The sequence below is a fragment of the Helicobacter sp. 23-1045 genome, assembly GCF_053654655.1.
In genome coordinates this window covers 193,947-219,554 of sequence record NZ_JBSIUR010000002.1, presented here as the reverse complement: position 1 = coordinate 219,554, position 25,608 = coordinate 193,947, and the positions used below count along the sequence as shown (strand labels likewise).

The 25,608-nt window shown below is 41.3% G+C and carries 31 protein-coding genes; 21 read left to right on the top strand and 10 right to left on the bottom strand.

Annotation, left to right across the window (positions count from 1 at the left end; genetic code table 11):
• From ACWIUE_RS03700 to ACWIUE_RS03690, 3 genes are all read right to left on the bottom strand, one after another.
• Window positions 1-1,290, bottom strand: a 1,290-nt coding sequence (locus tag ACWIUE_RS03700) for a hypothetical protein (RefSeq protein ID WP_454134966.1), incomplete at its 3' end; no start/stop codon positions are given.
• Between the two features lie 121 nt (window positions 1,291-1,411).
• On the bottom strand, window positions 1,412-1,570 hold the full coding sequence (locus tag ACWIUE_RS03695; RefSeq protein WP_454134964.1) for a hypothetical protein: 159 nt from the start codon (window positions 1,568-1,570) through the stop codon (window positions 1,412-1,414).
• Window positions 1,571-1,581: 11 nt separating this feature from the next.
• Complete coding sequence (locus ACWIUE_RS03690; protein ID WP_454134962.1) at window positions 1,582-2,076, bottom strand: hypothetical protein; 495 nt, start codon at window positions 2,074-2,076, stop codon at window positions 1,582-1,584.
• A 66-nt stretch (window positions 2,077-2,142) separates the two neighbouring features.
• Here ACWIUE_RS03690 and ACWIUE_RS03685 point away from each other — a divergent pair, with 66 nt between their 5' ends.
• From ACWIUE_RS03685 to ACWIUE_RS03675, 3 genes are read left to right on the top strand one after another with little or no spacing between them, the layout of a single operon-like run.
• Window positions 2,143-3,030 carry an aspartate carbamoyltransferase catalytic subunit gene (locus ACWIUE_RS03685; RefSeq protein WP_454134960.1) on the top strand — a complete coding sequence of 296 codons (888 nt, stop codon included), beginning with the start codon at window positions 2,143-2,145 and terminating at the stop codon, window positions 3,028-3,030.
• Entirely contained in the window at window positions 3,020-3,169 is a 150-nt protein-coding gene (locus ACWIUE_RS03680) for a hypothetical protein (protein WP_454134958.1), read from the top strand. The genes ACWIUE_RS03685 and ACWIUE_RS03680 overlap by 11 nt, the downstream gene beginning before the upstream one ends.
• A gap of 58 nt (window positions 3,170-3,227) precedes the next feature.
• Window positions 3,228-4,964: an extracellular solute-binding protein gene (locus tag ACWIUE_RS03675; RefSeq protein ID WP_454134956.1), complete on the top strand. Its 1,737-nt coding sequence runs from the start codon at window positions 3,228-3,230 to the stop codon at window positions 4,962-4,964.
• Between the two features lie 194 nt (window positions 4,965-5,158).
• On the opposite strand, the gene ACWIUE_RS03670 is transcribed toward ACWIUE_RS03675, so the two are convergent.
• Both ACWIUE_RS03670 and ACWIUE_RS03665 read right to left on the bottom strand, forming a co-directional pair.
• Window positions 5,159-5,311 (bottom strand): hypothetical protein, encoded by a 153-nt coding sequence (locus tag ACWIUE_RS03670; protein ID WP_454134954.1) that lies wholly within the window; start codon window positions 5,309-5,311, stop codon window positions 5,159-5,161.
• Between the two features lie 30 nt (window positions 5,312-5,341).
• Window positions 5,342-6,697, bottom strand: coding sequence for a class II 3-deoxy-7-phosphoheptulonate synthase (locus tag ACWIUE_RS03665; protein WP_454134953.1), 1,356 nt, complete (start codon window positions 6,695-6,697; stop codon window positions 5,342-5,344).
• Here ACWIUE_RS03665 and ACWIUE_RS03660 point away from each other — a divergent pair.
• From ACWIUE_RS03660 to ACWIUE_RS03640, 5 genes are read left to right on the top strand one after another with little or no spacing between them, the layout of a single operon-like run.
• Window positions 6,645-6,857: a hypothetical protein gene (locus tag ACWIUE_RS03660; protein WP_454134951.1), complete on the top strand. Its 213-nt coding sequence runs from the start codon at window positions 6,645-6,647 to the stop codon at window positions 6,855-6,857. The two genes, ACWIUE_RS03665 and ACWIUE_RS03660, sit on opposite strands and share 53 nt — an antisense overlap.
• Window positions 6,858-6,893: 36 nt before the next feature.
• Complete coding sequence (locus ACWIUE_RS03655; RefSeq protein WP_454134950.1) at window positions 6,894-7,481, top strand: hypothetical protein; 588 nt, start codon at window positions 6,894-6,896, stop codon at window positions 7,479-7,481.
• 16 nt (window positions 7,482-7,497) lie between these two features.
• Window positions 7,498-7,821, top strand: a complete 324-nt coding sequence (locus tag ACWIUE_RS03650; RefSeq protein WP_454134948.1) for a hypothetical protein — start codon at window positions 7,498-7,500, stop codon at window positions 7,819-7,821.
• A gap of 10 nt (window positions 7,822-7,831) precedes the next feature.
• Window positions 7,832-7,987, top strand: coding sequence for a hypothetical protein (locus ACWIUE_RS03645; protein WP_454134946.1), 156 nt, complete (start codon window positions 7,832-7,834; stop codon window positions 7,985-7,987).
• On the top strand, window positions 7,953-8,090 hold the full coding sequence (locus ACWIUE_RS03640) for a hypothetical protein (RefSeq protein ID WP_454134944.1): 138 nt from the start codon (window positions 7,953-7,955) through the stop codon (window positions 8,088-8,090). Before ACWIUE_RS03645 ends, ACWIUE_RS03640 begins: the two co-directional genes overlap by 35 nt.
• Window positions 8,091-8,120: 30 nt before the next feature.
• Here the strand turns inward: ACWIUE_RS03640 and ACWIUE_RS03635 are convergent, their stop codons facing one another.
• The 5 genes from ACWIUE_RS03635 to ACWIUE_RS03615 are packed head-to-tail and all read right to left on the bottom strand — an operon-like array spanning window position 8,121 to window position 12,414.
• Window positions 8,121-8,279 carry a hypothetical protein gene (locus ACWIUE_RS03635; RefSeq protein ID WP_454134942.1) on the bottom strand — a complete coding sequence of 53 codons (159 nt, stop codon included), beginning with the start codon at window positions 8,277-8,279 and terminating at the stop codon, window positions 8,121-8,123.
• Window position 8,280: 1 nt separating this feature from the next.
• Entirely contained in the window at window positions 8,281-8,757 is a 477-nt protein-coding gene (locus ACWIUE_RS03630) for a DUF3972 domain-containing protein (protein WP_454134941.1), read from the bottom strand.
• Window positions 8,758-8,760: 3 nt separating this feature from the next.
• The gene (purE, locus tag ACWIUE_RS03625) at window positions 8,761-9,255 is read right to left on the bottom strand and encodes a 5-(carboxyamino)imidazole ribonucleotide mutase (protein WP_454134939.1); all 495 of its coding nucleotides are present in this window, start codon (window positions 9,253-9,255) and stop codon (window positions 8,761-8,763) included.
• A gap of 43 nt (window positions 9,256-9,298) precedes the next feature.
• Entirely contained in the window at window positions 9,299-11,152 is a 1,854-nt protein-coding gene (locus ACWIUE_RS03620; RefSeq protein ID WP_454134938.1) for a sulfatase-like hydrolase/transferase, read from the bottom strand.
• On the bottom strand, window positions 11,149-12,414 hold the full coding sequence (locus tag ACWIUE_RS03615) for an MBL fold metallo-hydrolase (RefSeq protein WP_454134936.1): 1,266 nt from the start codon (window positions 12,412-12,414) through the stop codon (window positions 11,149-11,151). The genes ACWIUE_RS03620 and ACWIUE_RS03615 overlap by 4 nt, the downstream gene beginning before the upstream one ends.
• Window positions 12,415-12,506: 92 nt before the next feature.
• On the opposite strand from ACWIUE_RS03615, the gene ACWIUE_RS03610 reads away from it, so the two are divergent.
• From ACWIUE_RS03610 to ACWIUE_RS03550, 13 genes are all read left to right on the top strand, one after another.
• A complete protein-coding gene (locus ACWIUE_RS03610; protein ID WP_454134934.1) occupies window positions 12,507-13,637 on the top strand; it encodes a deoxyguanosinetriphosphate triphosphohydrolase family protein in 1,131 nt (376 codons plus the stop codon).
• Entirely contained in the window at window positions 13,630-15,030 is a 1,401-nt protein-coding gene (locus ACWIUE_RS03605; RefSeq protein WP_454134932.1) for an aminotransferase class III-fold pyridoxal phosphate-dependent enzyme, read from the top strand. Before ACWIUE_RS03610 ends, ACWIUE_RS03605 begins: the two co-directional genes overlap by 8 nt.
• A gap of 2 nt (window positions 15,031-15,032) precedes the next feature.
• On the top strand, window positions 15,033-16,175 hold the full coding sequence (locus ACWIUE_RS03600; protein WP_454134930.1) for an SAM-dependent methyltransferase: 1,143 nt from the start codon (window positions 15,033-15,035) through the stop codon (window positions 16,173-16,175).
• 136 nt (window positions 16,176-16,311) lie between these two features.
• The gene (locus tag ACWIUE_RS03595; RefSeq protein WP_454134928.1) at window positions 16,312-16,545 is read left to right on the top strand and encodes a hypothetical protein; all 234 of its coding nucleotides are present in this window, start codon (window positions 16,312-16,314) and stop codon (window positions 16,543-16,545) included.
• Between the two features lie 241 nt (window positions 16,546-16,786).
• Window positions 16,787-17,287 (top strand): Rieske 2Fe-2S domain-containing protein, encoded by a 501-nt coding sequence (locus ACWIUE_RS03590; protein WP_454134927.1) that lies wholly within the window; start codon window positions 16,787-16,789, stop codon window positions 17,285-17,287.
• 10 nt (window positions 17,288-17,297) lie between these two features.
• Window positions 17,298-18,521: a cytochrome b gene (locus ACWIUE_RS03585; RefSeq protein WP_454134925.1), complete on the top strand. Its 1,224-nt coding sequence runs from the start codon at window positions 17,298-17,300 to the stop codon at window positions 18,519-18,521.
• Window positions 18,518-19,486 carry a c-type cytochrome gene (locus tag ACWIUE_RS03580; RefSeq protein ID WP_454134923.1) on the top strand — a complete coding sequence of 323 codons (969 nt, stop codon included), beginning with the start codon at window positions 18,518-18,520 and terminating at the stop codon, window positions 19,484-19,486. The genes ACWIUE_RS03585 and ACWIUE_RS03580 overlap by 4 nt, the downstream gene beginning before the upstream one ends.
• A gap of 63 nt (window positions 19,487-19,549) precedes the next feature.
• The gene (locus ACWIUE_RS03575; RefSeq protein WP_454134921.1) at window positions 19,550-19,756 is read left to right on the top strand and encodes a hypothetical protein; all 207 of its coding nucleotides are present in this window, start codon (window positions 19,550-19,552) and stop codon (window positions 19,754-19,756) included.
• Between the two features lie 4 nt (window positions 19,757-19,760).
• Window positions 19,761-20,759: a glycosyltransferase family 2 protein gene (locus tag ACWIUE_RS03570; RefSeq protein ID WP_454134919.1), complete on the top strand. Its 999-nt coding sequence runs from the start codon at window positions 19,761-19,763 to the stop codon at window positions 20,757-20,759.
• Between the two features lie 137 nt (window positions 20,760-20,896).
• Complete coding sequence (locus ACWIUE_RS03565; RefSeq protein WP_454134917.1) at window positions 20,897-21,148, top strand: hypothetical protein; 252 nt, start codon at window positions 20,897-20,899, stop codon at window positions 21,146-21,148.
• 60 nt (window positions 21,149-21,208) lie between these two features.
• Complete coding sequence (locus tag ACWIUE_RS03560; RefSeq protein WP_454134915.1) at window positions 21,209-21,535, top strand: hypothetical protein; 327 nt, start codon at window positions 21,209-21,211, stop codon at window positions 21,533-21,535.
• 3 nt (window positions 21,536-21,538) lie between these two features.
• A complete protein-coding gene (locus ACWIUE_RS03555; protein ID WP_454134913.1) occupies window positions 21,539-24,037 on the top strand; it encodes an Hsp70 family protein in 2,499 nt (832 codons plus the stop codon).
• A complete protein-coding gene (locus tag ACWIUE_RS03550) occupies window positions 24,037-25,476 on the top strand; it encodes a hypothetical protein (RefSeq protein WP_454134911.1) in 1,440 nt (479 codons plus the stop codon). The genes ACWIUE_RS03555 and ACWIUE_RS03550 overlap by 1 nt, the downstream gene beginning before the upstream one ends.
• The last annotated feature ends 132 nt before the right edge of the window (window positions 25,477-25,608 follow it).

Here is a 25,608-nt window from a genome sequence, read left to right as displayed (position 1 = left end):
CGCATTTTTCGCGGTGAGTGCTTCAACTTTGGCGAGATTTATTTGCAGTGCTTCGCCTAACTTTACCACAGGTTTTTTATTCCATTTGTCATTATTATGCGTGGTTTGCTTTGTCTCGCCTTCGTTATTTGAGTATTTTAAGTCTAAAATTTGGGATAGTAAATTTTCATTATTGCCGTTAAATTCCGCATTTATGGTGCTAAATTTATATGAATTTGGTGCGATGAAAAATGTCGTCTCTGCGCTTACAGATTTGCCATCTTTGCTAGTGCCGACACAAGAGATACTCGCCTCACCGCTAGATTCTGGCGCATATTCGCCAAAGATGAAATTTTTCCCTTTGCCTGAAAATAATGCGCTAAAAAAGCTATTTTCTTTTGCCGCTCCGCTAAAACTTTTGCCACTTTTTTCGGTGATGGTGCAGTTTAATGATGAAATGCCACTGCTAAATTTCCCCGCGCTATCGATTGAAAAAATGCGGAAATTGTATGAGTTGCCTGAGATTTTCGTATGGACTTTTGAGGCGATTTGATTTGTATTGCCATCTTTTTCATCTAAAATTACCAAGTTGCCTAACTCATCGGGCTTTTCGGGTTCGGGCTTAGAAGTGTCGCTCCACCCGCCACTTGGTGAATCTGAGCTCTGTTCGCAGGGGATTGCAGCGGTGCCCTGCCAATTTATGTATTCTTGGAATACGACAGATTGCCCGTTGCCGTTTCGTGGCATATTTGCAGGTGGTGCTGGGTCGGTGTATGTGTAGCAAAATCGCCATCCACTTGCTAGTCCCTTTATGCCTTTTAGGTGCTTTTCGCACTGCTCTTGTGTCATATCTGCCTTGCAGTTTGGCTTCCAATAATATCGTGTGCCATTAGCGTCTCTCTCGCATTTATTTTTGTCGTTTTCATCTTTGCCTGTTTGCTTATCCACGCATTTTGCGACTTTGGACCAATCGCTGGTGCGGACGCAATATTTGTAGGTTGTAAATGGATTTTTGGAGCCGGTGCCTATGGCGAAGTTATTATCTTGGCATTGCAAGGGGCAGTCTGTGCCTACTTCGGTAACTCTGTCATCCTTGCCATCCAAGCTCCACACCCACTCTTTGTTGCAGTTTTCCGTTGTGGGTTTTGGGAGGCAGTAACTGCCAAGCATATTTTTTTTCGTGCTTTTCGTTTTGCCAATTTCGGAAAAACAGCGAAATTGTTTGTCAGATGGTTTTATGCCCCCCCCCGCTGCAAAAACAGCAGAAACGCTAAATCCAAGCAACAAAAGCAGTGCAAATATCTTTTTCATCGTAAATCTCCAAAGGTTAAATTTATGAAAATTTGGCATTTTAGCAGGATTGATTTAAAAAATGTTTAGATTCTGCGAAATTTTTGAAAATCGCAGAATCTTGCGTGAATTTTTGCAGAATCTAATAGATTGCCACGACTTGCTTTCGCAAGTCTCGCAATGATGAAATGGATTCCCACTCCCTTGCGGAGGGGATTAGGGGGTGGGTAATTTTCGCATTAGATTCTGCGTTTTTCGCAGAATCTTGCCCCAAATCCGCAGAATCTGCCAAAAAAATCATAGATTCTGCCCCTACAACCTCATCTCCAACACTTGATAGCTAAAATCAAACACCATCGCACCGACATTTTCAACCTCCATTATTAGCTTCATATTCTTTTTTTGCTGATATTCTAACTCATCAAATGCGATTAGAAATCCCCTTGCCCAGCGGTTTCGCACCCCTAAAATCTCATCACTCTCTTCAACCTCAATCTCTCGCATCCACATAAAATCCACATTATTTGTCAGCCGAAAATGTAGCGATTCTACAAGCGGGATATCCACCTCGCTAAAAATCTCAATGAAAAAATACTCCCGCCCCGCGCCAAAAATGCGTGAATCGACATTATTTAAATGCGTAGCGATGGCAATTACTTCGCTTTTGCCACCCTTTGAAATCTCTGCCTTGCGACTTTGATTGATTTTTTTCTCCATTAAAACGCTTGGTTTATACCCATCTTTGTAAAGTCCGCACCCGCTAAAAAATCCCGCATTTAGAAACGCAATTAGAATAATCCACCGCACCATTAAACTTCTTTTTTTAAAAATTTTTGGATAAGATTTTAGCAATTTTTTCTTTAAAGGATAAAAATGGCAAAGCACCTTTTAAGCACGACAGAATTAAGCGTAGATGAGATTTATGGCATTTTGGATGAAGCACTTGCGATGAAAAATGCGCCAAATATCGCGCCATTTTTGAGCGATAAACTTGTTAGCACGATTTTTTTTGAGAACTCCACTCGCACATTAAGTAGTTTTGAAATCGCCGTAAAACGCTTGGGCGGGAAGGTTGTCCGCCTTGATATCTCTAAAAGCTCCACACTCAAAGGCGAAAGTATGGCAGATACCGCCGCAAATATCAACGCAATGCGCCCAAATGCCATCATCATTCGCCACAGCCAAGCGGGAGCGGGCGAATATCTCGCGCGGTATGTGAGTGCGCCAATCATAAACGGCGGAGATGGCGCGCACGCCCACCCTACACAAGCATTGCTAGATGCGATGACGATGAGAGAGCATTTTGGCGAGTTGCGTGGCAAGCGAATCGCGATTGTGGGCGATATCGCAAACTCGCGCGTGGCGACAAGCGGGATTGATTTATTTACGCGACTTGGGATGAAGGTGATTTTAGTCGCACCACCGCATTTTCAAAGTTTAGCACAAGAATCGCAAAACTTGCAAAAATGCGCTGATTTGCGCGAAGTAATAGATTGCGTAGATGCGATTATGAGTTTGCGGACGCAAAGTGAGCGGCATAATCATCAAATCTATGGTTCGCTAAAAGATTATGCGTCAAAATTTTGCATAACGCGCGAGTTGCTTGGGGAGCGGGATATCATCATCTTGCACCCGGGACCTGTGCATCGAAATATCGATATTGATGATGAGATTTTGCGTGATAGGCGAAGCAAAGTGCTCTCACAAGTCGCAAATGGCGTTTTCGTGCGAATGGCAGTGTTGAAGCAATTTGTGCGATGAGAGTGCGCGAAAATTGCTAGATTCTGCGAATCGCACGAAAATCGCAGAATCTACCACAAATCCGTCATTGCGAGGCACGAAGTGCCGAAGCAATCCACACATTTCGTCATTGCGAGATTCTGCGAATTTGGCGCATTAGATTCTGCGAATCGCAGAATCTGCATTAAAATTTCACATTTTTATTAAGGATTTGAGTTTTGAAAATTTTTATTTTATTTTGCGCTATTTTTTCCGCACTCATCGCACAGCCCTACATTTCAATCGATGGTAAAATCAAATACAAAAATTTAAAGCATTTTGATTATGCAAATCCAAACGCACCCAAAGGCGGGACGCTCAAATCCGCTGCGATTGGCACTTTTGATAGCCTAAATAATTTTAGCCTAAAAGGCGCGAAGGCAGAAGGTTTGGAGCTGATTTATGACACGCTCACGGTGCAGAGCAAAGATGAGCCTTTTAGCGAGTATGGGTTGATTGCCGAATCTATCGCGCTTTGCCCAAAAAATGACTGCGTGATTTTCACCATAAATCGCAATGCGCGCTTTAATGACGGCGTTGCTGTGAAGCCAAGCGATGTGAAGTTTAGCTTTGAAGTGCTGATGAAGTATGGCAATCCGCTTATAAAGCAGTATTATGCCGATGTGAGCGCGGTTTCGCTGATTGGCGATGATAAAATCAAATTTAGCTTCAAAAACGGCGACAATCGCGAGTTGCCTTTGATTTTGGGGCAGTTAAGCGTGTTGCCAGAGCATTTTTATAAAGACAAGGATTTTGAAAATCCGCTGTTAGTCCCGCTAGGCAGTGGCGCGTATAAAATCAAATCCTTTGAAGTAGGGCGAAAGATTGTCTATGAGCGCGTGAAAAATTATTGGGCGCAAAATCACCCCACGCGCAAGGGGCTTTTTAACTTTGATGAAGTGATTTATGAATACTACAAGGACGAAAATGTCGCATTGCTCGCATTTAAAAGCGGTGCGTTTGATTTTCGATTAGAAAATAGTGCGAAAGTGTGGGCTACGGGCTATGATGGCAAGGCGTTGCAAAGCGGTGCGCTAAAAAAGGCGACATTCACTCACGCGCTCCCTAGCGGTATGCAGGGCTTTTTTATGAATACGGCGCGGGAGGTTTTTAGCGATATTGCCTTGCGTGAGGCGATAAACTATGCCTTTGATTTTGAGTGGAGCAATAAAAATCTTTTTTTCTCTCAATACACGCGCACAAAGAGCTACTTTGATAATTCGATTTTCGCTTCACGCGGGATTCCTAGTGGCAAAGAAAAAGAGATTTTGCGCTCTTTGGGCGCAAGTTCGCATATTTTAGATTCGCCATTTCCTAGCGTGGTGTTTAAAAATGCAAAACAAAGGCGCGAATCGCTTCTCCACGCGCAAAAAATCCTAAAAGACGCAGGATACACAAAGCGCAACAATCGCCTTTTTAAGGGCGATTCGCAAGTGCGCTTTGAGATTTTGCTAGTCTCAAAGGCAATGGAGCGAGTCGCCTTGCCCTTTGTGGCAAATCTCAAAATTTTAGGCATTGAGGCAACTTTGCGCACTATTGATTTGGGGAGCTACATAAATCGCGTGAATAATTTTGATTATGATATGATTGTCGCAGTAATCCCGCAGTCGCTATTTCCGGGCAATGAGCAGCGGTATTTTTGGAGTAGCCAGAGCGCGGAGACAAAGGGTTCGCGCAATTTCGCGCGGATAAAATCGCCCATTGTCGATAAACTCATAGAAAATATTATAAACGCCAAAGATAGCGATTCGCAAGTCGCAAATGTCCGTGCGTTGGATAGAATCTTGCTTTGGGGATTTTATGTCGTGCCACATTTTCACTCACGCGAATTTCGCGTGGCATATTATGATAAATTCGCATATCCCGCAACTTCACCACTCTATGACTTTGATATTTTTTCGTGGTGGGCGAAGTAGATTTGGTGGATTTGTGCGAATCTAAAAGATAGATTCGCGTAATGATTCAAAGTTGAATCTATAAATAATTTGCATTTAGATTCGCATAAAGTCCGCGAATCGCACAAGATTCACGATTCGCTGAAATAGATTGCTTCGTTGTATTCGTTTTACTCACGCACCTCGCAATGACGAGAATATTAAAATAATTTGCGTTAGTAAATCACAATCCGCAGGATTTGCGAACGAAGTGAAGCAACCATCGAAGTAATGGCGGTGTGGCTTTGCACGAAGTTTGCCCTATTGCAAGGAAATAGGACTAATCGTCCATTGACGAAGCAATAGGGCAAACTTCGTGTGAATTGCATACCAAAGACACAAATTGTCCCGCCCTACGCTTACTTCCGCTTTTTTAGCACTTCCGCCAACAAAAACGCCAACTCAATCGCCTGTGTCGCATTAAGTCGCGGGTCGCATTGTGTGCTATAATTTGACGCAAGCGCACTCTCCGTGATTTGCGCCCCGCCACCGATACATTCCGTTACATCTTGCCCTGTCATTTCCAAGTGAATGCCCCCAGCGTAGCTATTATGCGCCTTGTGAATCTCAAAAAAGCTTTTCACTTCCTCCAAAATCTTGTCAAACGCGCGGGTTTTGTAGCCATTACTTGCCTTAATCGTGTTGCCGTGCATTGGGTCGATACTCCACAAAATCTTGCGCCCCTCAGGTAGCACCGCCTTTAAAAGCGCAGGCAACTTCGCCTTTATCTTATCTGCGCCCATTCGCACGATGAGATTTAGCCGTCCTGCTTCATTTTGCGGATTTAGCGCATCGCAGATTCCCATAATCTCATCTTTTGTCGCGGTACTACTGATTTTCACACCAAGCGGATTTTCCACCCCGCGCAAAAACTCTATATGCGCACAATCAAGCCCCCGTGTGCGCTCCCCTATCCACAGCATATGTGCAGAGCAGTCATACCACTTGGCCGTGAGCGAATCCTTGCGACAAAGTTGCTCTTCGTAGTTTAGTAGCAACGCCTCGTGGCTTGTGTAAAACTCCGTTTCTTTGAGCTGCTGCGTATTTTGCGCATCGATTCCACAGGATTTCATAAACTCCAACGCCTCCGTGATTCGCTCTGCCAAAACCTCATATTTCTTGCCAAATGCGTTGTTTTTGACAAATTTCATATTCCACTTATGCACTTCATTCAAATCCGCAAAGCCCCCTTGCGCAAAGGCACGGAGCAGATTTAGCGTAGCGGCTGATTGATTGTATGCCTGTAACATTCGCTTTGGATTTGGCATCCGCGCCTCCACGCTAAAATCTGTGCTATTTATAATATCGCCCCGATAAATAGGGATTTCCACGCCATTTACAATCTCACTATCATTGCTTCTAGGCTTTGCAAACTGCCCTGCTAGTCGCCCGACTTTCACCACAGGCATACCCCCTGCAAATGTCAAAATCGCGCTCATCTGCATTATCACCTTAAACATATCGCGGATATTTACGGCATTAAACTCGCTAAAAGATTCGGCGCAATCGCCACCTTGTAGCAAAAATGCCCTGCCCTCTACCGCGTCAGAGAGGCGTTTTTTAAGGTTTCGCGCCTCCCCTGCAAAAACAAGTGGCGGATAGCTTTTGAGCTCGCTCTCCACGCGCTTTAATAGCGTTTTATTTTCGTAAGTGGGCTGTTGCTTGATAGGGAAATTTCTCCAACTCTTTGGCGTCCAATCTTTTGTATGTGGCATAAATCCGTCCTTAAAAATTTATAAAAATCGCCATTTTAGCAGAATCTGCTTTAAGTTTTATCAAAATCGCAGAATCTGCGGTGTTTTTCGCGTTAGATTCTGCGAAAAATTATTAGATTCTGCGATTTTGATAAAACAAAAAATTGCCGAAATTGCCTGAAATACTTTCTAAAATACTTTGCAGTGGGGGCGAAATATGCTTCAAAAAATGCTTAAAAAATGCGCGGTTTTGGTGCTATTTGTGGGATTTGGCGCGAATTTGAGTGCGGAGGATTTCAGCGATAAGAGCAGTCTTACAATCGGTGCGTATGGCAATTTTGGCGCGACTATGGGCGTTGGCGTGGATTTTGGCTTTACGATTTATAGTAGCGATAGCCTGTGGCAGGTGCGAAACATTATCTCAATGGAGTATAAAGGGCTGAAATTGCAAGGTGGCGCGTATGATTCAAGTGCGCTGATTTTTAATGAAAAAGTCGCGTTTGCTTTGCTTTTAGGAAGCTCGGTTAGCGCGCACATCGACTTTTCGTTCTTTCGCCCATATCTTTATGTAAGCGGCGGATTTGGACTGCTTGGCGCGAAAAATTCGCCGATGGGAAATGCGCCGTTTTATTATGAAGTGCAAGGCGGTTTGGGGCACGAATTTATCACGCTTGGCGGGCATACGCTGTTTTTTGAAATCGGCGGGGGGATTAGCAATATCACCTACCCACTGCCAAATCAATCCAAAAACGCCACGCTTGGCGGGATGGTAAAGACGATAGTGGGGTATAGATTGCATTTTTAGATTCTGCGAATTTTGCGTGAAGTGCGAGAAAAACACAGAATCTAGCGGGAAAATCGCAGAATCTCACAAGAAAATCGAAAAAAACGCAGAATCTGTCGTGTTTGTTTTTTTGTCATTGCGAGAATCCGCGTTAGCGGATTCGTGGCAATCTAAAATCAAATCTTGTGTTTTTCGTGCAAAATTCTGCGATTCGCAGAATCTAGCGCGGTTTCCGTCATTGCGAGATTCTGCGAAGCAGAATCGTGGCAATCCATTAGAGAGACTCTGCATTTTAGACGAATCGCTTACTTGCAACGAATCTGTATTGATTTGCTTTTGGGATATTGATTCAATATTTTGATTAGATTCGCGTGATTTATGGATTGCTTCGTTGTGGCTTCGCCACGCCTTGCAATGACAAAATAAAAGCAGATTCTGCGATTCGCAGAATCTCGCAAGAAATTCAAAAAAACGCAGAATCTAGCAAGAAATTTGCAAAAATTTGCAGAATCTATCGCAGAATCTAATGCGAAAATTACCCACCCCCTAGCCCCCTCCGCAAGGGAGGGGGAACAATTTCCGCAGAATCTCGCAAGGAAATCGCAGAATCCCGCACGAAATTCGCAATAATTTGCAGAATCTAGGATTGTCACGAATCCACTAACGCAAATTCTCGTAATAACGGAGATATTTCGCTTCGCTCAATATGACAAATTTCTGCGTGTGAGATTCTGCGAAAGGCACAAATTTCGCAGAATCTCGCATAAAAATCAAAAAAACGCAGAATCTTCGCACATTTTCACACAAATCCCCACGCAACCTAACGCATTTGATTACCCATCATTTTTCCCCACATTAGCTTATATTTGCGTTGCACTGCTTCTAATTCGCGCTTTTTATTTTCCACCTCTTGCAAAAGCGTCTCTATCATTTTTTTATCGTCTGCTTCTTTTTCTCTCGCACTCAAAAGCGTATCTTTTAAAAACTGATTTTCGCCCTTTATTGTGGCAATCGTCTCATCTTTTGCTTCAATCACCTTTTCGTGCAAACTCAAAATCGTCCCTATGCTTTGCTCAAAAAAGTCGCCATCCACGCCACTTTTTGCCACCAAATCGCTCTGTGTGCTTCGCACAAGCGCATTTGTCCCGCTCACACTATCGACATATAGGACATTTTCGATATATTTTGCGTTGATTTGCCCCTTTGCGATTAGCTCTTTGATTTGTTCGGTTTTTAGTCCTGTGATTGTCAAAAATTCATCGATTTTTATCCAATTTTCTTTTGTATTCGCGCTCATTGGTTAAATCCTAACTTCGATTTCCGCAGAATCTAACTCGACTTTTTTTGCCTTCATCACCCTATCTTGAATGAGTTTTCCTGCCAACTCTTCATTTTTTAACGCCAAAATCTGCATTGCCAAATACGCCGCATTTATCGCACCTGCCTTGCCTATCGCCATTGTCGCCACAGGCATTGCGGAGGGCATTTGCGCAGTTGATAGTAGCGAATCTAGCCCATTTAACGCACTTGCATTGAGTGGCACACCAATCACAGGGCGCGAAGTCTCCGCTGCCACCGCACCTGCCAAATGCGCCGCCATTCCCGCAGCTGCGATAAACACACACGCACCGCGATTTTGCGCGTCTGCGACATATTTGCGTGTCCGCTCGGGGCTTCTGTGCGCAGAGCTAATGATGACTTCATAAAGGCAATCAAACTTTTTTAGCACTTCCACGCACTCACTCATCGTCTCATAATCGCTTTTGCTCCCCATAATTATGCTGATAAAATCCATATTCGCGCTCCCAAAATTAAACTTTTTGAAATGATAGCAAATTTTAATCCCTTTGCCAAAAACTCTCTTGTAGGCGCGAATCCGCGCTAATTTGCGATGCAAAATCCACGCCATTAGATTCAAGTAAGGTTTGTCCTAAAAACGGATTGCGCCCTAAACCAAAGGATTTTGTGCAAATTCCTAGCGAATCTAAAATAAGTGGCGCAAAGTCAAAGTGCGAAAGATTGCGGGATTTTGGGCTTAGATTCGCGGATTTTGTGTGCGAATCACAAAAGCGCGGATTTATAAAGACATTGTAGATTTTGCGCGATTCGCGGGGCAAATCGATATTTGCATTCATCAAATGGTCGCCCACAATCAAAATCGTAGTATTTTCATAAAAATCCTGTGTGCGAATCCACGCCACAAATTCGCCAATTAGCGAATCTTCGCAATTTATGGCGTTTTGGTAGTTTTCTTCCATTTCGCCACAGGTGGATTCGATGAAAAAGTCGGGCGAATGGGTGTTGTTTGTCAATAAATATAACGCAAAAGGTGCAAATTCGTCTTGTGGCGATAAATCGGGGAGACTTGCCACTCGCTTCGTTGATGAACTATCAGTTCTATCGCCTCGCTCGTGGCTACGCAACCCCGATTTCTCGCTCACAATACTAGAATTTGTATTTTGATTTTTCGCTGAATCTGTTAGTTTTCGCAACTCATCTTTTGCAAATTCAAATAATTTGCTATCCGAAAAACCCCAATGGTGCGGATAATCATTTGGCAATGCGCCGATTTTTTTGTAATGTTTCACATCTTTGCTTTGTATTTTGTGAGTGGCTAAAAACGCGCCCTTTGCGACAAAATCATCGTTTTCACCCATAATCATCACTTGATTGTAGCCCATTTTTGCAAGCGAATCGCTCACACACTCCGCATTTGGCAAAAATGTCTTTGCGATGATTGATGGCGAATTTAGCGGGATTCCGCACATATAGCCAATCATTCCAGCGATTGTCCAAGAAGTCGCACCCACTTGATTGTGTCCGCCAAAGCCCTGTGTGGTGGAGAAATTCACATTTTGATTTGCAAAGGCGCGTAGATTTGGGATAAGAAAATTTGACTCCAAAGATTCGACAAAGATTACAATAAGATTGCGCTTTTGCGTGGAGCGTGGCAAATCTTGCATTTCTATCCTATAATTTTCCTCATAAAAATTGCTATAATCCTTTGGCGCGAAGTATTTTTGCAAATGAAAATGCGAATCCAAAATCCACGCATTTAGCACGATGACAGCGATAAAAAGCGTGATTTGTGCGTAGAGATTCATAATCGCACAGATTTTTTTAAACAGCCAAAATATCGCAAAAATCACAAATGCGATTGCGCCAATCCACAAAATCGCCTTTATCGCAAACCACGCGCCAAAAGGCTCATTCCACCAAAATGATTTGAAATATCCGCCTTTGATGAAAGTTAGCACCATTTCATAAAGCGGAATGTGTTGTTGCCACGCCACAATCATTGAGACTTTGATGATTTTTTGCGCTTTTAGCAAAAATGCCCCAAAGATTAAGCCCAAAAATAGCGCGACATTTGGGCGAATCGCAAACAAAATCGCCACCAAAACGCTAGGGATTAAAGCGCGTGTTGCATAGCTTATCAAAAAGTCGCTATTTACGCCCACAAGGGGAAATCGCAAGTGAAACATAACCACATCAATGGTAATGTCGGCATAATAATTATTGACAATCCAAATATAGCTAAAAATCGATAGCGCACTTAAAAACGCGACAAAAATCGCAAAGATTCGCAAGGAAAGGTGAATCTTTTGGTGCGAATCTAAAAAATGCCACAAAGGCGCGTCAAATTTTTGATTTGGGCTTTGATTTGTGCTTTGATTTGCGCTTTGATTCACACTAAACCACGCAAATAAAATGGTAGATTTTTTTGCTCATCTTTGATAGTGGTGGGCTGTCCGTGTCCGGGATAAAGCGTGGCGTTGTAGGGGATTTCGCCAAATCGCTTTAAGGATTCGCGCATATCTTTTGGGCTTGAATAGGGAAAATCACTCCGCCCGATAGTGCGATAGAATATAAAATCACCGCTGAAAATGTAGATTTCGCTAGATTCTGTGTTTTTTGGACTTTTTTCGCTAGATTCTGCGATATTTGTGCGATTCGCAGAATCTGCGCTGTTGTCCGTCATTGCGAGATTTTGCAAAGCAAAATCGTGGCAATCCATAGGATTGAATAAAGAAACTTCGGCTTTGCCTTGTTTTGTGAGCGAAGCGAAACAACCATCTATTTTCAGATTCTGCGTTTTCGTGCAAGATTCTGCGTTTTTTATTTGATTCGCAGATTCTGCATTTTGTCCCCCCTCCCTTGCGGAGGGGGCTAGGGGGTGGGTATTTTTCGCATTAGATTCTGCGATTTTCTTGTCATTCTGAGCGAAGCACGAAGTGCGTAGCGAAGAATCTCTGCCATTTTGAGATATTTCGCTTCGCTCAATATGACAATTTTTATTAGATTCTGCGATTTTCGTTTGTTTCGCAGAATCTACCCACCCCCTTAATCCCCCTCCGCAAGGGAGGGGGAGATTTTGAGATTCTGCGATATTTATTTCATTTGCAGAATCTAGCGCAGAATCTGCCTCCAAAACAATTCTAGTATTTGCGGTGTGGCTTTTGTATTTGTGAGAATTTTGGGGATTGAGACTAGACTTGGAGTCTGCGAAATCCCCAAAATTTTCACAAGTGCGAAATTGCATACCCAAAGACGAATTGCTTTTACTTATTTTTATCATCGAACAGCCCGGCGTATGCCCCGCAAAGTGCATAAACTCCACTTCAATATCACCAAATCTAAAAATCGCATTTGGTTCTACTTCAAAATCCGCCGCACACGGCGTTAATCCCAAATCAAAGCAATCGCTTTTTAACATAAACGCATCGCCTTTGGGGCAGTAAATGGGGACGCCTAGCAATTTTTTCAACTCCGCATTGCACCAAATATGGTCAAAATGCCCGTGCGTGTTTAAAATCGCTAATGGTTTGCGGACATTTTCACACACCCATTTTGCCGAATCCACCCCCGCATCGATGATAAATTCGCCCATTTTTGTGCGTAAAATGTAGCAGTTTGTTTCATAGACGCCAAATGCTTTGCTTAATAATTCCACGATTCGCCCCCTAAAATTTCAGCAAAAAACGCAATTTTAAAGTAATTTTGATAAAATCGCAAATTTTAATTTTTTAAGATTCGGGAGCAAAAATGGCGCAAAACAAGCAAAAAAATGCAGATTCGCACACAAAAAGCGCAAAAAAATATAGCGACACACATAGATTTTATGATTCAAGCGATGATTTTAGAGAGCCCTTTGCGCGGGACAAAGATAGGATTATTCATTGCAGTTCATTTCGCCGTTTGGAGTATAAAACGCAGGTTTTTTTAAACGCGCATATCGAATCGCTTGAAGGCGATTATTTTCGCACACGACTAACACATAGCATTGAAGTTAGCCAAATAGCGCGAACGATTGCAAGATATTGCGGGTTAGATGAAAATTTGGCAGAAGCTATTGCGCTATCGCACGATTTGGGACACTCGCCTTTTGGGCATTGCGGGGGCGATGAGTTGGATTTGCTACTCAAACAAAATGGCTTTAAAAACGGCTTTGAGCATAATTTCCAAAGTTTTCGCGTGGTTACGAAGTTAGAAAAACGCTATCAAAATTTTGATGGACTAAATCTCACTTTTGCCACGATAGAGGGCATTTTGAAGCATTCTACGCCATATAAAAAGCCCTTTTTTGGCGCAAAGCTAAATAGCGAATTTAGCATTGATTTGCCACCGCGAATCGAAGCAATTATCGTAGATTTTAGCGATGAAATCGCCTATATTAGCCACGATATTGATGATGGCGTGAAACTTGGGTTGATTGATTTTGACATAATCGAATCTAACAAAATCGCAAAAGAAATCATCGCAAAAATCGAAGCGGGGGGCATAAGTCGCCAAGGCATAAGTCGAAAGGACAAGATTTTCAAATATCGCTTTACTTCTGCGCTAATTTGCTATCTAATCGAAGAAATTATCCGCAATTTTAAGGCGAGTGGGGCGATTTTCTATGATGAATCCATCGCAAAAAATCTCTCCAAACTAAAACAAATTTTATTCAAAAATCTCTACCGCCACGAAGATGTCGTCCGAAAAATGGCATTTGGCAAAAATGTCGTGCGAAATCTTTTTAGCGACTTTATGAATGATAGAGATTTATTGCCAAATGACTTGCGCGAGAAAATATCGCAGGGCGCGAAGTTACATCGCGTTGTCAGCGACTATATCGCCTCTATGACGGATAGATTTGCCATAAAACTTTACAAGGAGCTACACATTGGATAAAGAAAATTTCAGCAAAAAATATTTGCTAGACACATACGCGCGGGATTACACGCATTTTGTGCGTGGGGAGGGCGCGAAACTCTACACCGATAAGGGCGAAGAGTTTATCGACTTTACCGCTGGGATTGGCGTAAATGCGCTAGGGCATAATCACCCCGCGTTAGTTCAATCAATCGCAAATCAGGCGCAAAAAGTGCTTCATTTGTCAAATCTTTTTTATATTGATTCGCAATCGCATTTGGCAAAAAAAATGGTTGAGTTAGCGGGGCAAGGCTCAAAAAATCAGTGCGAAATGAAGGTATTTTTTTGCAATTCAGGGTTAGAAGCAAATGAATGTGCCATAAAAATCGCACGAATCTATGGGGAGAGATTTAGGGTAGATTCTGCGAAAAACGCAGAATCTGCTTCATTTTCTCATTCTCAAAACGCAGAATCTGCTTCATTTTGTCATTCTAATGGTGTGAAGCAATCCACCACTTTTTGTCATTCTGAGCGAAGCGAAGAATCTAAGAAAAATAGAGATTTTTCGCCTATGGCTCAAAATGACAATAATGATTTTTTCTCCGCATACAAAAATCACCGCTACAAAATCATCACGCTCAAAAATAGCTTTCACGGGCGCAGTATCGCCACGCTCCGCGCTTGTGGGCAAGACAAAATGCACACGCATTTTTCGCCATTCCCAGATGGATTTCTCTATGCAAAGGACATTAGCGAGATGATTGAGATTGCAAAGGCTGATAATGCCGTAGCTGCGGTGTTTATCGAGCTTATTCAAGGCGAGGGCGGAATCTACGCTTTGCCAAAAGAACAGGTGCAAGAATTGGCGCGATTTTGCGATGAGCGCGATATTTTGCTGATGATTGATGAAGTGCAAAGTGGCGTTTTTCGCAGTGGTAAATTTTTGGCGTCTCAATACTACGAAATCGCCCCAAATGTCGTAACTTTGGCAAAGGGATTGGCAGGCGGAGTGCCTATCGGCGCGGTTATGTGCGATAAAGGCGATATTTTTGCCCCATCACAGCACGGAAGCACCTTTGGAGGCAATCCACTATCCACAACAGCGGGACTAACCACGCTTGAAGTGCTTGAAGCGCACCAAAAAAGCGGTGATTTAGCCAAAAATATCGCGCTTTTTGATTCGCAACTACAAGCAGTCAAAAGCGCGTTTAGTAGCGTGGTGAGTGGCGTTAGTGGCGTTGGATTTATGCGCGGATTAAAAATCAAAGATGATGAGACACTAGGCGCAATCATCGCAAAGGCAAGAGAAAAGCGACTTTTGGTACTTCGCTCAGGCAACGCCACACTGCGCTTTTTGCCACCGCTTTTAATTAGCGAAAGCGAGATAACAGAGGGCTTTGCGCGATTAAAAAGCGCGTTTGGCGAAATTTAGATTTGCGATTTAGCGAGTATTTTGGCGAATGGATTTGCGCGTATTATGCGCAAACTCCGCTTGGGCGCGACTTTTATACGGCGGTTAGCACAAGTCGCTTTTTTGGTGGCGCAATCGCAAAATATATTTTGGATTTGCTTGAAACGCGCGAGATTGATTTGCCACTAAATATCATTGATTTGGGCGCAAATAGCGCGAATCTTTTGAGTGATATTTGCGCATTTTTAGAGACGCTAGGACTTGGGGTGGTTGAGAATTGCAATTTTATCGCAGTGGAAGCAAATGCGACTGAATTGTCATTGCAAGATTCGCAATGCAAATCAAAGCAATCATCCACTCCGTCATTTCAAGGCAAGTTATCGCCAAAGCAATCCGCTCCCACTCCGTCATTGCGAGGCGAATCGCAGATTCGCCGAAGCAATCCAAACAATATAATTTTTTACAAGAATCTTGCCGAATTAAAGAATGCGAATCGTTACGCAAATCGCCACAATATTTTCATCGCAAATGAATTTTTTGACGCGCTACCTTGCGAAATAATCGATAATGACAAAATGGCATTTATGCAAAATCATCGCCTTATTTTTAAAGCACACGATGATAAAAAAATACAAGAAATTTGCGAAAATTTTAAGATTCACAAAGGCGAAATCCCGCTAGTTTATGATGAAATTTGCGATGAGATTTGCGCGTTTAAATTTATATTTATCGCCTTTGATTATGGCAATGATTCGCCACAAAATGCCATCTCTACGCGCTTTTTTTATCGCCACAAAGTGCAGAATCTAAATGATATTTTGGCAGATTCTGCGTTAGATTCAAGCGCAAATAGCGCGAATCAGACGCACGATTCGCTAAATCAAAGCACGAATCTCGCACCGCTTTTTGGCAAATGTGATATTACTTATAATGTCCCGTTTTTTGTGCTAGATAGGGCGTTTGAGCAAATCGGAGCGACAAAGATTCTCTCCAAACGGCAGGATTTGGCACTCATTGAAAATTTCAAAATTTTGGATTTATTGCAAGATTTTTACGAATCGCAAAACGGCGCAAACCGCATATATTTGCACGAATCAAACAAAATCAAAACTTTGCTTTATGATTTAAGTCCAAAATTTAGCACACGAATCTATAAAAATTTTTAAGATTCGCCTAAATTTAGGTGGATTTGCGCTTTTTGCAAATGATTTTAGCGTTTCATTAAAATCCAAATCAAGCATAAAATAAATCATCAATTTATCTTTAAGTTTGATTTGATATTTTTTTGGCATAATTCAAACTATGGCAAAATTAGATGAGGCAAAAGAGCGATTGGGATTGTTAAAGTTTTGGCTAGGGATAATTGTCGGCTCGTTTTTGGCTAATGTGGCTTGGTTGGCTACAAATTATAATAAAACTGAAACTTTAATAATCATTGGCTCGATTTTGGTTTGTGTCGGTTTGATTGTTGGCTTTGTGATTATCAACCAAAAAATCGAAAAGAAATTAAAAGAGATTGGAGATTTAAAGAAATGATGACTTATATAGTTTTCGGTGTGATTGTAATTGGCTTTGCTGTGATAATTTACACAGGCATTAAAACTGCAATAAACGCATAAAACAGCAATATACGCGATTGTAGCGAATCGTTGATTTAGATTTACCCTATCATAGATTCACAAGCATTTTTTAAAAATTTAAAGTTTTTTTAAGCAAAAATCCACGCGAATTTTATGTATAATACGAAATTTGTTTCAAAATTTTTTAAGGGGGAGAAATGGCAGAGAGTATTGAGAGACGCGACTTTCTTGGTATGAGTTTGGGCGCGCTTGCGGCTGTGGGCGCAATAGGCGCACTTGGAGCGATGAAAAAGAGCTGGGACCCGCTTCCTAGCGTGGTTTCGGGTGGATTTACGATTGTAGATATTTCGCAGTTGCAATTTGGCGAATTAAAGACTTTTGAGTGGCGCGGACAGCCCGTGTATGTGCTAAAAAAGCCACAGGGCGAAGCAAAAGTCGATGGGAGAGATTTTGAAATCGAAGGTGCGGTATATACGATTGGATTGCAGGTTTGCACGCATTTGGGTTGTATCCCGCAATATAGAGCGGAGAAAAAAGAGTTTTTATGCGCGTGTCACGGGGGCGTTTTTGATATTTCGGGGCAAAATATGGCAGGACCGCCACCGCGTCCTATGAGTATCCCGCCATTTAATATCGATGGCAAAAAACTCGTGCTTGGCGAAGAAGGCGAGATTTACAAACAAATGATTAAGGCATAAGGGGGAGAAAATGGCAGAGTTTAAAAAGGCAGATGGCATTATTGATTGGCTAGACCAGCGACTAGCGGTAAAGACGCTTTCAAAAGTGCTAATGACTGAGTATTGGATACCAAAAAATATAAATTGGCTTTGGGCGATGGGCGTGGTGCTAACGATGCTCTTTGCGTTGCTTGTGGTGAGTGGGATTTTCTTGCTAATGTATTATAAGCCTGATACGGCACTTGCATTTGATAGCGTGAATCGCGTCATTATGCAAGAAGTGGAGTTTGGATGGCTGTGGCGACATATCCACGCTGTGAGTGCTTCGCTGATATTTTTAATCATCTACATTCATATGCTTGTAGCGATTTATTATGGCTCTTATAAGCGCGGGAGAGAGATGATTTGGATTACCGGTATGATTTTGTTTGTGCTATTTTCTGCGGAGGCATTTAGCGGATATATGCTACCTTGGGGGCAGATGAGCTATTGGGCGGCAAAAGTCATCACGGATTTATTTGGTAAAGTGCCTTTTATTGGACCGGATTTGGTGGTGTGGATTCGCGGTAATTTTATCCCAGCGGATGCGACTTTGACTAGATTTTTTATGCTTCACGTGTTTTTATTGCCACTAGCGATTATGCTACTAATCGCTACGCATATGTATTCACTGCGAATCCCACACGTAAATAATCAAGAAGGCGAATCTATCGACTTTGACAAAGAAGTCGAAGTCTATAAAAAAGACAAGAAAAAGGCAAAAATCGTGGCATTTTGGCCTGATTTCTTATCCAAAGATATTTTTGTAATTTGCACATTTATGATTTTGGTGGCGTATCTTGTGTGCTTTAATTATAACTTTGCGATGGACCCAATCAACTTTGACCCCGCAGACACGCTAAAAACCCCAGCGCACATTTACCCTGAATGGTATTTTTTGTGGAGCTATGAGATTTTGCGTGGATTTTATATGAGCGAGGCTTTGGGGCTGATATTCTTTGGCGTGGCGCAAGTGGTATTTTTCGCACTGCCATTTTTGGATAGAAGTCCGGTTGTCGCACCAGCGCATAAACGACCGCTATTTTGCGTGTGGTTTTTTGTGCTGTTAGCGGACTTAATCGTGCTTACCATTTTTGGTAAGCTCCCGCCAGAGGGCATAAATAACTATGTGGGATTTGTCGCGGCAATCGTATTTATCGCGCTAATCATCGCACTACCCATCATCACCAAAATGGAGAAAGGAGGTGCGAAATGAGTGCGTTAAGAGAATTGAAAATTTTGGCATTTGTGGTTGTGGCGGTAGGCATTTTGTATTGGGGCGTAGAGCCTTTGGCGCATTCGATTTTCCACCCAAAAACCGCGCCTGTGGATTTTGCATTTAGCGATTTAGAAAAGTTGCCTACAAGTGGCAATGCAGAGAATGGCAAGGCTTTGGCTTCGCTTTATTGCATTGCGTGTCATAGCATTGAAAAAGAGGGCTTCCCCGCGCTAATGGATAATGAATCGGCGTTTAACGCTTATGGCGTTGTCCCGCCGGATTTATCAAGCATTGGTGCGCTTTATGATGGCAATTTTTTGGCGAATCTCATCAAAGACCCTGTGAAAGCGTTGAAGTTAGGGCATAAATTTGGAGAGGATAAATTTTTCCCGATGACTGCCACACCCATAAGCGATGCGGAGATAGGCGATATGGTGGCGTATTTTGAAAGCATTGGCACAAAACATTTAGAAGCAAAAGTCGCAGAATCTGCTGAATACAAAGCAAAGGTTGAGGCGATAAATAAGGCAGATTCTGCGGATAAAAATACGCAACTTGCCTCGCTTAAAACGCACTTGCTAAACAAAGAGACTTTTAAAGAAGCGTGCGTGCGTTGCCACTCTATGAACTATGATAATGTCTCTTCGCTAACGCCAAGTGCGAATATTTTGGATTATATGGGCGCGAAAGCTCCAGATTTGTCGATGATGATTCGCTCGCGTGGGGCGGATTATTTGCATAAATTTATAAACGACCCGCAAAAAATGCTAGTCAATGCCTCTATGCCACGCGTAGGGCTAAATGAGGCGTCTCAAAAGCGCGTGGTTGCGTATATTGATAGCATTGGCGATAGCAAAAAAGAGCAGCGAAACTTCGTAGGAATCGTGCTTATTGGCTTTATGGCTGTGATGGCGATTTTGGCATATCTATGGAAGCGCAAGGTGTGGAGTAAGCTACATTAAGATTCTGCGAAAACGCAGAATCTGCGGTAGATTCTGCGAATTTCGCTTAAAATAAGGACAAAAATGAATTATGAAAACATAAATAATGGCAAAGATTTTTTGCAGTTAAATAAAAATTTGCGCGATGAAGAGTGCGAAGTGATTATGGACGCCTCGCCAAAATCGCCACTTTTTACCATCGCAATCCCCACTTATAATCGCATAGATACGCTAAAAGAAGCACTAGATTCTGCGATAAATCAAAATATTAAAATAGGGGGGGGGCAGTAGAGATTTGCGGAATTTAGATTCTGCGAATTTCGCAGAATCTGACAAAGAATCCGCAGAATCTACCGCATTTTTAAATATAGATTCTGCGAATTTGGCGTATGAAATTATTGTGGTTGAAAACTGCGATGATTTTAGCGCGACTTCCCCCACACAGGAATTCTTAACCAAATATTACAAGGGCAAAATTTCATATTACAAAAACAAACGCAATTTAGGTCTTTTTGGCAATTTCAATCAATGCCTAAAACTCGCAAAAGGCAAGTGGGTTTGCATTCTGCACGATGATGATATTTTGCTCCCAAACTATTTAGAGAAAATGTCGCAAGCAGTGCAAGATGTCGCGCCAAATACTTCTCTAATCTCATCTCGCCCCATATTTTTTGGCAATTTGGATTTATCTGAGATTCAAAAAGAAAATACAAAAACTTTTAAATATTACCTAAAAACGCACTGGGGCAGGACATTTCGCGCGTTAAAGGCGATTAAAAATGCAATTATTTTTAGCGCATTAAATATCAAAACTTACAAATATTTAGACACGCGAAGTGCCACATATATCGCAAATTTTAATCCACTCCATCCATCTTGTATGCTTCATAATCGCGAACTCTGCCTAAAACTTGGCGGGTATAATCAATCATATTTCCCAAGCGATGATTGGTATTTCCACACGCGCGCCGCTATGCACTCAAATGTCTATCAAATCAATGAGTTTTTAAGCAAATATCGCTTGGCAAACAACACTTCGTTTAATAAAAATACAATGCGTGGATTTGGCATTTTGGATTATTATTTCGTGCGGGATTGTATGCAGGTGGGGGCAAAAATGCGCAAGATTCTGCTCCAAAAGCATTATTTGCGAGTGATGAAATTTGGCGATGATGAGCTGATAGATGAAGTTTTATCGCACATCAAATTAACTCCCAAAAAACTTTCATTTTGGGATGAGTTGCGCTATAAAATGCACAGAATGCACGAAGTTGAAATGTATGGAAGCGAGTAGGTTTTGTGAGATTCTGCGATTTTGCGCCAAATTTTACGAGATTCTGCAAATAGATTCTGCGAGATTGCAGAATCGATTTGCAAAAATGAAATTTTTGCGCTAGAATTCGCACTTTTATTTTTGGAGAGTTGAGAAAAATGGAAGTTTTGCAGAGATTTAAGGCATTTGTGCAATATATTTGGGATTATAAAGTCGAAATTTCATTTTACGCAGAATCTAAAATCGCAGAATCTAGCGCAAAATATACCCACCCCCTAACCCCCTCCGCAAGGGAGGGGGAAGTTTTGGATTCAAACTTCGTAATGGAGGGGGAACAAAATATAAAAATCTTTGCAATGGCAGATTCTGCGATTTTCGCAGAATCTAGCAAATCCCCCCCCCCCCAATAAAAAACAGCAAAATAGCAGTTTAGAATCACAAAGTTTTCTTGCAGAACTTGCGCTAAATGTTTGGCGCCATCGATACAAAAATTAGAAGCAAAGATAAAAAGCACGGACAATCCACAGCAAAGGGCGATTTCTAGCGCGATTAGCAGAATCTATGACTTACTAGCGCAAAATCACATCACAATCAAAGATTACACAGGCATTAAATACAATGACGGGCTAAATATCGACATTGTAGAGTGTGTGCAAGTTGTCGCAAAAGATTCTAATGACACTAGCGAGATGATATTAGAGACACTTCAACCTAGCATTCTCATAAATGGCGAACTTTACAAAAAAGCAAAAGTCATCAAAGAAACCAAAATCAATCCAAATCAAACAAAGGAGTAAAAAATGGACAATATGGTAATAGGCATAGATTTAGGCGCGACAAATTCAGAAATCGCGCTATTTCACAATGGCAAAGTGGAGATTTTGAAAAATACGCTAGGCGATGAATATACGCCATCAGTCTTTGGAATCTCCAAAGGTGGCAATGAGGAAGTGGGCAAAAAGCCTTATACACGCTATTTTAAGGACTGCACCAAAGATGAATGGGAAAACAATAAGCCCGAAATCAAACGGCTAATGGGACAAAGCGAAAAAATTTATTTTCCGCGCATTCAAAAAAGCTACTTGCCCGAAGAGATTAGCTCAAAGATTTTGCTAAATTTAAAGCAAAATGTCGCACGAAAAAATAGCAATATCAATGCAAATGCTGCGGTTATAACTATCCCAGCGCATTTTGATACCACGCAATGCGAAGCGACAAAAAGAGCGGGGAATTTGGCAGGATTTGAATATGTGATTTTGTTGCAAGAGCCCATAGCTGCGGCGATTAGCTATGGTTTTTCAAATGCTGAAAATGAAAATTGGCTCGTGTATGATTTAGGTGGCGGGACTTTTGATGTCGCCTTAATCGCACTAAAAGACGGGAATCTAAGCGTTTTAGGGCATAGTGGCGATAATTTTTTGGGCGGAAAAGATATTGATAATCTAATTATCGATAAAAAGATTTTGCCTTTTATTAGCGAAAAATATGGCGTGAATCTTGATAGAAGTGATGATGAATACAAAATCGCCTTTGCAAAGCTAAAATATGCAAGTGAGAGCGCAAAAATCGCCCTTTCAAGTAGCGATTCTACCACTATTGAAATCGATTTGGAGGATTATAATATTTATGAAAATCTAACGCTTACAAATGCCGAGTTAGAAAATATTTTAGATGAGTTGATAAACAAAACTATTTTTCACGCCAAAAAGACTATCGATGAGGCAAATATAAGCAAAGTGGATAAGATTATTTTGGTAGGCGGACCCACGCAACTGCCTTTTATCCGCACACGATTAGAAAAAGAGCTAAATATCAAAGTCGATACAAGCTCCGATGCGCTCACTGCGGTGGCATCTGGTGCGTGTATTTATGCTACAAGCCAAAAAATCCCCGAGCATTTGAAAGTCAAAAAAGAGATTAGCAAAGATGCCTTTGAGATTGAGCTACATTACGAATCGCTAACTTCTAGCGATGATGAGCTAATCACAGGCATAATCCCACAGCTAAAAAACAGCGACAAAGATTATTTTGTGCGAATCCAAAACGATAGCAACACCTTCACAAGTGGCGAAATCAAACTAAAAAATGGCAAATTTAGCGCAAATATCGCATTAGAGCCAAAATGTGTAAATACATTTCATATCTTTTTATCCACACAAGATGGCACACCGCTAACGCTATCGCAAAATAGTTTTACTATCACGCACGGCATAAGCATTTCAGGGACGCCCATTCCGCATAGCATAGGCGTAGGCATTAGTAAGGCAGATTACATAACAGGCGAATTAAAGCAAGAATATGAAATATTTTTCCCTAAAAATTCCATTTTGCCATTAGAAAAAACCAAAACATTCAAATCGCTAAAAACCATCAAAAAAGGCGACAAAGAGAATTGTCTGCCCATCACAATTTATGAGGGCGAATTTCCTATGCCTGATAGAAATACAGAGATTTGCGATTTGTCCATTAGTGGTGAAAATATCAAATACACCATAGGCGAGGGCGAAGATATTGAAGTAACTATCAAAGTAAATGAAAGTAGAGAGGTTTTTGTAGAGGCTTATATCCCGCTAATAAATGAAACATTTAATGCGCGTGCTACGACTTTTGCCAAAGAAGTATCCGTCATTGATTTATCAAGGGAGCTATCAAAAGAAAATGAGCGCGTGGATAAAATCAAAAATTTACTATCCGATGAGGAAAAAGATGAGATTGAATCTAGCGCAGAATCCATTTCTAACTCCATTCACAATTCTGTAAATAGCAATGACGAACGCGCCAAAGCACAAAATCAACTAAAAGCACTTCGCGCAAAAATCGATGCAATCGAAAAAAGCAAAGACATTGATGTGCTTAAAAACGAATACAATAGATTAGTTAGCGATGCGCAAAATCTACTAGAAAAAGTCAGCGACAAAAGCAAAAAAGAGCAATTCGCCTTGCAATTTAAAACGCTAAAAAATGACGCACAAAAAGCGATTACGCAAAATAGTGCGACATTATTAGCAAAGGTAAATGAGCGATTCAAAGAATTTAACGCGGAATTATTCGGCGAAGATGATTCGATGTGGATTGAAATGTTTAATCAATTAAGTATTTTGTCGCTTGGTGCGTTTGATGATAGAGACAAAGCTAAAAAGCTAATTGCTATGGGCGAAAACGCATTGGAGGATAATGATATTGATGAATTGCGCGGTATTTGCATTGCGCTACTTCAAATGACACCAGAGTTCCGCAATAGAGCAGGTGGTGGCGATATAGCCAAAAATATCGGTAAAATCGCTGGAATCACCCTATAATGCAATCAAACCCCATTCTTTACAATGCTTATGGCATTTTGGGACTTACCCCAAATGCCACGCGCAAGGATATTGAGAAGCAAACAAAAGAGATTGAAAAACTCTTAAAAATCGATGAAGTCCCGCAATACACGCTTGATTTTGCGCATTTTGATTCCTTGCGCAATGAAAAAAATATCCGCGAGGCAAAGCAAAATCTACTAAATGCCGAATCAAAAATTTTGCATTATTTTTTTAGCTTTTATGTGACAAATAGCAATACGACTTTCGCCAAAAGGGCTATGGACTCTTATGTCAGTGGCGAATTTAACGCCGGCACATTTATTGATAAAAAAAATATGGCAATTTTCCTTTATCTCTACATTCACAAAAACGGCGTAGGAATCGCCATAAATCGCTATTTAAATCTTTGGAGCGAAGTGATAAATGATGAAAATATCGCAAAATTTAAAAAAATGTATCTCCACGATGATGACATAGAAATCAACGAAAATATCCTAAATAGCGCAGATTCTGCGATTAAAAATACCGCTATTTTATTACAAACCAAAATCGCAGAATCCATAAAAGACACAAACACAAAAGAGCAATTTATCGCAAATATCATCAAATCTTTCGCCCCAAGCGATGATATAATCGCACACATTGCGATAATTAGCGAGATTTACAAGCATATAAATGCAAATATTTCTGCCATCAAAAATGCCAAAAATAGCACCACTCTCAAATCCCACGCATTTAAATTAGGCACATTGTTTCATCGCTTAGAAAAGTTAGGATTGCAGCATAGCACCCAAACGACAATGCTAAAAGATAGGGCGGTAAAGATTCTGCGCGATAAGTCATTTTATTTAAACAACGAGCTAAATGACGCAGAATCTGCGCTAAATATCATCGATGAAGCACTAAAAATGTGCGGAAGCGACTTTGAGCGAAGCAAACTGCAAAAAAGCAAAGAGCAATTAAATGATTTGATAAAACACAAGCAAATCTCAAAATTGCTAGATGAAGTCAAATCAAAAGTCAATAAGGGGGATTTTTATGGATTTGATGAAATTGAAGCTAAGATTCGCGCAATCTCCCCAAAGAATAGCGATGATTTTATCGACCAAATCGCCGTAATCATCGGCAATAAGGCGATTGAAAATGCAAATAACGCATTAAAATACATAACTTCTTACGATAGAAATACCGCTATAATCACTCTAAATAACGCAAATAATGAGTTAGAATCTCGCCTAAATATCGCAAAAAAATACGCCAAAAAGCAAAGGACACGCGATTGGTTAAATAATCAAATGCCAAAAGGTGCTGAAACAGAAAAAATAAGAGAGATGGCAAATAGCATAAATGGCGGAAGTGGTGAAGGAATTGGTGGTTGGGGTATTTTTTGGTTTATTGTTATTGTTATAGCTATTGCAAAATGTAGCGGTGCTTAAAATGTCGCAGATTCTGTGATTTTTTGTAATTTTTTGATTAGATTCTGCGATTCGCGCTAAAAACGCAGAATCTCGCGCAGAATCTCGCAATAAAAACCCAAAATAATCATTTACCGCATTTTTACGCTACAA

Excerpts from the sequence above, each read along its gene's own strand:
- ACWIUE_RS03695 (WP_454134964.1), bottom strand. The coding sequence starts at position 1,570 with ATGATTTTTTTGGCAGATTCTGCGGATTTGGGGCAAGATTCTGCGAAA.
- ACWIUE_RS03685 (WP_454134960.1), top strand. The coding sequence starts at position 2,143 with ATGGCAAAGCACCTTTTAAGCACGACAGAATTAAGCGTAGATGAGATT.
- ACWIUE_RS03670 (WP_454134954.1), bottom strand. The coding sequence starts at position 5,311 with ATGCAATTCACACGAAGTTTGCCCTATTGCTTCGTCAATGGACGATTA.
- ACWIUE_RS03665 (WP_454134953.1), bottom strand. The coding sequence starts at position 6,697 with ATGCCACATACAAAAGATTGGACGCCAAAGAGTTGGAGAAATTTCCCT.
- ACWIUE_RS03655 (WP_454134950.1), top strand. The coding sequence starts at position 6,894 with ATGCTTCAAAAAATGCTTAAAAAATGCGCGGTTTTGGTGCTATTTGTG.
- ACWIUE_RS03630 (WP_454134941.1), bottom strand. The coding sequence starts at position 8,757 with ATGAGCGCGAATACAAAAGAAAATTGGATAAAAATCGATGAATTTTTG.
- purE (WP_454134939.1), bottom strand. The coding sequence starts at position 9,255 with ATGGATTTTATCAGCATAATTATGGGGAGCAAAAGCGATTATGAGACG.
- ACWIUE_RS03610 (WP_454134934.1), top strand. The coding sequence starts at position 12,507 with ATGGCGCAAAACAAGCAAAAAAATGCAGATTCGCACACAAAAAGCGCA.
- ACWIUE_RS03595 (WP_454134928.1), top strand. The coding sequence starts at position 16,312 with ATGGCAAAATTAGATGAGGCAAAAGAGCGATTGGGATTGTTAAAGTTT.
- ACWIUE_RS03590 (WP_454134927.1), top strand. The coding sequence starts at position 16,787 with ATGGCAGAGAGTATTGAGAGACGCGACTTTCTTGGTATGAGTTTGGGC.
- ACWIUE_RS03585 (WP_454134925.1), top strand. The coding sequence starts at position 17,298 with ATGGCAGAGTTTAAAAAGGCAGATGGCATTATTGATTGGCTAGACCAG.
- ACWIUE_RS03580 (WP_454134923.1), top strand. The coding sequence starts at position 18,518 with ATGAGTGCGTTAAGAGAATTGAAAATTTTGGCATTTGTGGTTGTGGCG.
- ACWIUE_RS03575 (WP_454134921.1), top strand. The coding sequence starts at position 19,550 with ATGAATTATGAAAACATAAATAATGGCAAAGATTTTTTGCAGTTAAAT.
- ACWIUE_RS03565 (WP_454134917.1), top strand. The coding sequence starts at position 20,897 with ATGGAAGTTTTGCAGAGATTTAAGGCATTTGTGCAATATATTTGGGAT.
- ACWIUE_RS03555 (WP_454134913.1), top strand. The coding sequence starts at position 21,539 with ATGGACAATATGGTAATAGGCATAGATTTAGGCGCGACAAATTCAGAA.
- ACWIUE_RS03550 (WP_454134911.1), top strand. The coding sequence starts at position 24,037 with ATGCAATCAAACCCCATTCTTTACAATGCTTATGGCATTTTGGGACTT.